This window comes from Pseudanabaena sp. CCNP1317 (assembly GCF_034931345.1).
Taxonomy (GTDB): Bacteria; Cyanobacteriota; Cyanobacteriia; order Pseudanabaenales; family Pseudanabaenaceae; genus Pseudanabaena; species Pseudanabaena galeata.
In genome coordinates this window covers 1-8,098 of record NZ_JAYGIF010000169.1, presented here as the reverse complement: position 1 = coordinate 8,098, position 8,098 = coordinate 1, and the positions used below count along the sequence as shown (strand labels likewise).

At 41.7% G+C, this 8,098-nt stretch carries 2 protein-coding genes and 1 pseudogene; all 3 read right to left on the bottom strand.

The genetic code is table 11. The annotated features are described in order from the left end of the window. Positions 1–369: 369 nt before the first annotated feature. A complete protein-coding gene (locus tag VB775_RS26040) occupies positions 370–3,162 on the bottom strand; it encodes an ATP-binding protein (RefSeq protein ID WP_281005896.1) in 2,793 nt (930 codons plus the stop codon). An 11-nt stretch (positions 3,163–3,173) separates the two neighbouring features. After that, positions 3,174–6,011 (bottom strand): PAS domain S-box protein, encoded by a 2,838-nt coding sequence (locus VB775_RS26035; RefSeq protein WP_281005895.1) that lies wholly within the window; start codon positions 6,009–6,011, stop codon positions 3,174–3,176. A 230-nt stretch (positions 6,012–6,241) separates the two neighbouring features. After that, positions 6,242–7,969 (bottom strand): annotated as a pseudogene (locus tag VB775_RS26030) (ATP-binding protein); the annotation flags it as partial. Positions 7,970–8,098: the final 129 nt, after the last annotated feature.

Sequence of the window (8,098 nt, the reverse complement as noted above, 5' to 3'; positions counted from 1 at the left end):
AGTTTTTTCTTCTCGTCTTCTGAAAATTCGATTGTAATCATGAATTAATTTTGGCGGCAGTATTAAATTCTTTAGCCGATTATCCCATTTTCTCAAAGCTCAAGTTCTGACCGTCTAAAGTATAGCACCTTCGGTCATATATTTAGCGATACTTGATTTATACCAAAGCACAAAATGGCTACGCCATTTTGTGCTTTGGTATAACACATTTAAAAGAGGATTTGGAGACCAAATCCCTACATATAGCAATCCTAAATGGTTTGTGGAAGCGCACCCCTTCGGGGTGCGCTTCCACAAACCCAAAAATCTACAAATGATTTAGGACTGCTATATTTGTAAAGGTAGGGGCTTGGTCTCCAAGCCCAAGTCTCAGCCTTTCACTAATAGATTTTCTATCATTTGAGTTAGTTCTTTGAGGCGAATAGGCTTACTACAATAATCATTAGCTCCCGCCGCAATACAACGATCGCGATCGCCAACCATCGCTAATGCTGTCAATGCAATGATTGGTATATTAACCAAATTAGGATCGAGGCGAATTTGTTTGGTTGCCTCTAGTCCGTCCATAATCGGCATTTGGACATCCATCAAAATTAAGTCAGGCTGATGGGATTTCGCTAAGGCGATCGCTTCTTGTCCATTTTTTGCAAGTAAAAGATGATAGCCCAAGGCTTCTAAATAGGGGGAAAGCATCTCGATATTGGCTTCATTATCTTCTGCTAACAGGATCGAGAAGTAGTTACTATGCTTTGCTTGACTAGGTTCATGGCTAAGATCAATCTGGGGTTCTCGTTCAGGCGTAGGGGAAATAACATCAGCACAGGGAATACCAATTGTAAAGCAGCTACCCACACCCACTTCACTAGTTAATCCTAAAGTGCCGCCATGCAACTCCACAATCCGTTTCACTAGGGCAAGTCCCAAGCCTGTACCTTGATATTTGCGGTTAAGGGCGCTATCAATTTGCATAAAGGGCTGAAATAGCTTAGGAATATTTTCTGGAGATATCCCAATACCTGTATCAGCGATCGCAATTTGTAGATAGTTTCTCATTCCTAAAAGAGGATCTTCCTGTGAGGTGAGAGTAACTTCTAAGGTGATTTGCCCCCCATCCGTCGTGAATTTGACCGCATTATTCAGAAGGTTGATCAAGACTTGGCGCATTCGTCGTTCATCTACTAATAGATTAGGCAGATCATTTTGCCATTTAGTCTTGATCTGGATATGTTTGGTGATCGCCTGCTGTCTGACAAAAGTAAGACTGGATTGACAGAGTGGAATTACGGCTGTAGGTTGGCAATCCAGTTCTATTTGACCAGATTCAATCTTCGCAACATCCAGAATATCGTTAATCAACTCTAGCAAATGGGAGCCACTGCTCTGAATAGTCTGTAAAGCTTTAATCTGTCGTTCATTAATGGCTCCTAAAATTTTTTCGGAGAGTACTTCGGTCATACCAAGGATGGCATTAAGCGGCGTGCGAAGTTCATGACTCATGTTAGCCAGAAATTCGTCTTTGAGCCGAGTTGCACGGAGCAGTTCTTCATTTTGCAATCGCTCAAATTCAAATTGTTTCGCATCCGTAATATCTCGAATAATGATCAGTACTTCCCGATCATTGAGGGGCGCAACTCGAACTTCTTCATAACGTTGCTCATCCTCAAAGGTGAAAATTTGCTCATATATCTGTATGCTACCAGTGGCGATCGCTTGCTCAGCATAATGCATTCGTTTTTCCGCTAAATCGGCTGGCATATTGTAGACTTCTGGATGGTTAAGCGAGTCAGGAGGTCTAACAACCCTCACCCCACTACCCGCAAACATGCTGAGATATCGTCCTTCGATATCCATTTGAATTAGGAGATCGGGTAGCGTCTCGATAATTGCGCGGTTAGTCATTTCGCTTTGTTTGAGAGCAGCTTCAGCCTGCTTGCGATCGCTAATATTACGGATCATAAATAGCACTTCATCATCACCGCTTTTGATCACTCTGACCTCTTCAACTTGCAGGCGATCGTCAATTTGGATTTGCTGCTCATATACCTGTAACTTCCCCGTCAACAAGGCCTGTTGCATATAGTAATATTGCCGCTTCGCGATCTCTTCTGACATCAGATCTGCCATTGATTGACCCGTGGGATCGAAATCCGATGGTAATATTCCAAAATCTCGATTTGCCGTAACAAATCCGCGATAAACGCCATCAGTCCCCACCCGAAACATGAGATCGGGAATGGTCTCTAAAATTGCTCGACATTGGGCTTCACTTTGCTGGAGTGCTAATTCAGCTTGTCTATGCTCGCTCAAGTCAATATCAATGCAGTATAGTTCTGGCTCGTTCCTTGGGTTATTCAGCAAAACATGACTAGAGTAAACATACACACTAGATCCATCTTTCGCCATTAGAGTTAACTCACAAGCTGGAATAGGCTCCCCCCCATTTACCCATGCTTCTATCGAATTAATGACATCTTGGCGCATGGCTGGAGGAATAATCAGGTACTCCAACTTCTGACCGATGGCTTCATCGGCAGTATAGCCATAGATTTTCTCACTTGCTTTATTCCAATAAATTACTTGGCGATCGCGGCTATATCCCTGTACCGATATCTTCGGGAGAGCATCAAATAATTTTTGTGATCGTTGTTCACTAGCCCAAAACTTGGCATCTTCTCTTTGATGATCGCCTATTTCTAAACGATTCTCTGTTTGGGCGATGGGATTTTGAACGATCGGATTTTGAACGAATGCTTGAACTTGCTTAGTTAATAGCTCAGTTAAGTTTTCTTTTTCTAGCAGTCCCACTAAGCGATCGCCATCTAGTACAGGTAAGTGCCGCACCGAATGCTCTTGAAATAGCATAATCACAGCATTGATATTGATATCTATCAGTTCTGAAACTTGAAGCGTCATGACGGGATGACTCATCACCGACTGAATGGCTAATTGATCTAAGGGTAATCGTTGGGAGTTAAGACGAATAATATCTCGCTCTGTGAGTATTCCTAGAACCTGACTAGCGTCTTTTCTGCTAACTATCACATAGCTAGAGCCAGTTTTATCCATCAGCGCGATCGCTTCGAGCGCACTTAGCTCTGGTGCAACGATCAGAGGATTGCGAGAGATTGCGGATAAAATATCTCTGGGCAACAAGTTCATCATAGGTAACTCTGCTAGTGAGCCAAAAAAGTTTGAATCATTTGAGATAATGCCTTTAGTTTGACAGGTTTTGTCAGATATTCACTAGCTCCAGCCTTTAAACACTTTTCGCGATCGCCTGTCATCGCCAAAGCTGTCAAGGCAATGATTGGGATATTAACCAAATCTGGATCAAGGCGAATTTGTTTGGTTGCTTCTAGTCCATCCATAATCGGCATTTGGATATCCATCAAAATTATGTCAGGCGGATGAGATTTGGCTAAGGAGATCGCCTCTTGACCATTTTTCGCGAAAACCATGCGATAGTCCTTCGCAATTAAATAACTAGAAATAGTAGCTATATTCGCCTCGTTATCTTCTGCTAGTAAGACTAAAGGTGCAACTAAGTCATCAGTTGGATTAGCGATCGCATTGTCCTGTGGCGCTTTGCTAGGAGTTATATCCGTAGCTGAAGCTAGTTGAGCAGAAGTAGATACATAGGGCAGATCAATCATGAAACAACTGCCAACTCCCAACTCACTCGTCAGCCCCACCTTGCCCCCATGTAATTCAACAACGCGCTTTACGAGCGATAATCCTAACCCCGTACCTGCATACTTCCGATTTAAAGCACTATCGATTTGGACAAAGGGCTGAAATAGTTTATGGATATTTTCAGATGCGATACCTATACCCGTATCAATTACCGCAATTCGCAAGAAGTTTTTGGCACTAGCAGATTTAGGATCTGGATTAAGAGAAAGATAGGTAACTTCGAGGGTAATTCGTCCTCCTTCCGCAGTAAATTTAACAGCATTATTGAGCAGATTAATCAAGACTTGGCGAATTCTTCTTTCATCAACCCATAGATCGGGTAGATTTTGGGAAATCCTCTCATCGATCTGAATATTCTTTTGCAGAGCCTGCTGCTTGACAAAGGCAATGCTGGATTGACAGAGCGCATTTACATTAGTAAATACATAGTCTAGATTCATCTGCCCTGATTCAATTTTAGAGACATCTAGGATATCGTTAATTAGTTCTAGCAAGTGGACACCACTGCGTTCAATGGTTTGTAAAGCCTTAAGTTGCCGCTCGTTCACAGCGCCAAAAATGTCATCTTGCAATGCTTCCGCCATACCTAAAATAGCGTTGAGAGGAGTACGAAGTTCATGACTCATGCTGGCAAGAAATTCATCTTTGAGACTAGTAGCGCGGATCAGATTGGCATTTGTTCGCTCTAGTTGCTGTTCATATTCTTTGTAAACTCGCATATCGCGCATTATATTGGAGAAAAACTCAATCTCTCCCTGTGGTGATTTATGGACAAGTAGCAATTGCGATACTAGAATTTCTCGACCTTCCGCATCTAGCAACGCTGTTTCCCCCAGCCAACTTCCATTGGCGATCGCACTCGGAATAGCCTGCTGCTCGATCAAATCCACAGCCCACTGAGGATGACAATTAGCAAGTCTAAATTGCAGCACATCTTTTTTATGCGGATCGATACCACACAGGCGCTTTAACTCAGCATTTTTCCAAAAGATATTGCCTTTAGCATCTGACATACTGATGTAATCAGTCGAAGCTTCCAAAATCGCAATCAAACGCTTTTGGGTTTGTTCTAAATTCTTACGTTCGGTAATGTCCTGAGCCGTACCAATGATTTGCTTAACTAGACCCTTCTCATCGCGACTAAAAACTGAATCTCGACTATATAGCCAATGCCATTCTCCGTTAGCATGTCTCATTCGATATTCATTTTCAATAATCTCTCCATCCTGAGCCATCTGTATTTGGTCAAAGTAAACTGGATAAACCGATTTGAGATCGTCAGGATGCATTAATTTGAGAGCAAAGTTATCGCCTAACTCTTTAATTTCGTCAGGTAAGTAACCCAAGGTTGAGAAAACTTCGCGATTGGAGTAAATATTTTGCTGTTTTTGGATGTCGTATAAATAGAGAACATTTGGTGATGAATCGGCTATTTTCTGAATAAAATGTTGGCTTTCTTGGAGAGCAAGTTCTGTTTGTTTGCGATCGCTAATATCTATCAAAGAGCCTATATAGCCGATCAAATTATTTTCAGAATCAAACTCCTGCACAATTTGCACATGAAACCAATTAATGCGCCCATCTGGTCGCAGATGCCTACCTTCCCCATGTCTAATGGTTTGATTGCCTAAAGTTGCTTCAGTAAAATTCTGCGACCACAAGGTAAGGAGATGTTCGCGATCATCTGGATGTAACGCATCCATCCACCCATTCCCTAAGGCAGATTCTTTAGATCTACCTGTCATCTCGCTCCAGAAGTCATTGACATAAATGCAGTTAAATAATTGATCAAATCTGAAAATATCTACAGGAATCGCAGTAGCTATTTGAGAATAGCAATTATCGTCTTTGATTACTGGTTCTAATTGATCTATATCATTCAAATTTAAAACCGTTTCTGCTAATGCTTCAGTTAAAGATTCTTTAGATAAAAGTCCAATTAAGCGATCGCCATCTAGCACTGGTAAATGACCAATGTGATATTGTCGAAATAGGTTTAGAGTAACGGCTATATTATGAATGGCTGCTTTTTGGATAGTAACTACAGGATGGCTCATCACTTCCTGAATAGACAATTGCTCTAATTCATGGAACTGCATACTAAGCCGTACAACATCTCGCGCAGTTAAAATGCCAACTAAAGTCGGATGCTCATCATCTTCATCTAATCTTTCCATCACTAGCACATAACTTGAATCCGTTTCTCCCATCATGGCGATCGCCTGCTTCGCAGTAGCTTTTGACGAGATCATCAAAGACTCTGTGGCAATCAACGATATTAATTTTTTGTTGATGATGGGGCTGGTAGTAGTGGTCATATTCAGCTAAGAATATAGGATAGGGGAGTAGATTAATGGTGAGATCTAAGTACTTGAAGAATTAAGCGAAAATAAAATGAGAGTCTTATTTTACCGTAGAGACAATGCATAAATTGTATCTATAGCTGTAGTCACTTGCATTAAGACAAATCAAAACCTAGAAAACGAGTGGCGGCGCGAAGCGCCGCCACTCGTTTTCTAGGTTTATGTCCTAACAAGACTGGCGACAGCTATATATTTAAAAGGTTTTGGATCGTTTGAGTTAATAGGCTCAGTTTGACAGGCTTAGTCAGATATTCATTAGCTCCTGCCATAATGCAGCGATCGCGATCGCCTGTCATCGCTAGAGCCGTTAGGGCAATAATCGGTATATTGGCTAAACTCGGAAGCTGGCGCATTCGACGTATTGCTTCAAGCCCGTCCATCACAGGCATTTGTACATCCATCAAGATCAAATCAGGTTTCGCCGAAAGAGCCATGGCGATCGCTTCTTGACCATTGCTAGCACAGATTATTTGATAACCCTTAGCACTTAAATAACTGGAAATCGTAATAATATTGGTTTCGTTATCTTCTGCTAAAAGAATCAAATATGAATTGACATAATGCGATTCAGCAGTAGCCGTCAAAAGCTCTGGTTTGGTGTATCTCCCATCAAATAGAGCAGGAGTTAACAATGATTTTTGATCTAATTGAGAGATATAGGGCAAGCGTAAAGTAAAGCAACTACCGACTCCTAGCTCACTATGGAGGCTAACATCTCCACCATGCATTTCTACAATTCGTTTCACTAGGGCAAGTCCAAGTCCAGTACCTTCATATTGACGATTCAGGCTGCTGTCGATCTGGACAAAGGGTTGAAAGAGTTTTGCTTGATCCTCATGTTTAATGCCAATCCCAGTATCAACGATTGAAATGCAGACATAGCAATCATCATGAGGTATCCAGTCATGCATAGCAGGATGCGAATCAGGTAACTGCGTAGGACGAATGATGGGTATCCGTTCGGCAAGATTAAGATCTATCGGTTCATAATGTACTTCAATTGACACCCGTCCCCCTGTAGGTGTGAACTTCACCGCATTAGTCAATAGATTAATCAATACCTGCCGCATACGGCGTTCATCTACGGATATTGTTCGTACATCTTTAGGAAATGACTCATTGAGTTGAATCTGCTTTTTGAAGGCTTGTTGCTTGACAAATACCAAACTTGATTTGCAAAGCTCAGTAATGGAAACCTTTTCAATATCTAGCTCTAGCTTACCTGCTTCAATTTTTGAGAGTTCGAGAATGTCATTAATCAAACCCAATAAGTGCTGTCCGCTACTTTCGATAGTAGAGATCGAAGCTGCTTGGCGCTCGTTTATTTTACCGAAGACTTCTTCTTGCAATGCTTCTGACATGCCTAAAATTGCATTGAGAGGAGTCCGTAATTCATGACTCATGTTTGCCAAAAACTCATCCTTAAGCCTTGTAGCACGGAGCATCTCGGCATTCGTTCTTTCTAGTTGCTGTTCATATTCTTTCTGAACTCGGATATCACGCATGATCGCAGAGAAAAATTCCACTTCTCCTTCAGATGATTTATGCCCAAGCAGCAATTGCGATACTAAGATTTCCTGTCCATCAGCGTCCAGCAATGCAGTTTCGCCGAGCCAACTACCTTCAGCAAGCACAGTAGGGACAGCTTTCTGCTCCAGTATATCCACTGTCCATTGAGGATGATAATCTATTGGTCTTTGTTGTTTGACTTCAGCATCACTATACAGACCGCGCATCCGTTTAAGCGCCTTGTTATTCCAGATTACCTGACCTGTGATATCGGCAATGAGAATATAGTCTGTCGATGCTTCAAGAATAGACAGCAAATTACTTTGTTCTTGTTCCAAACGTTTACGTTCAGTAATATCTTGAGCAGTGCCAATAGTTTGAATCACATGACCATCGGCATCGCGCTTAACCTGTATTATTCACGAGATGGGAAAGAGAAACGAAATCCAAGCAAAAACAGATCGTTAAGTTAAGAATGGAGAGATTTGCATCAATTAAAAGAAGAAAAAGCAACAGAAACAAGAATTAATGGC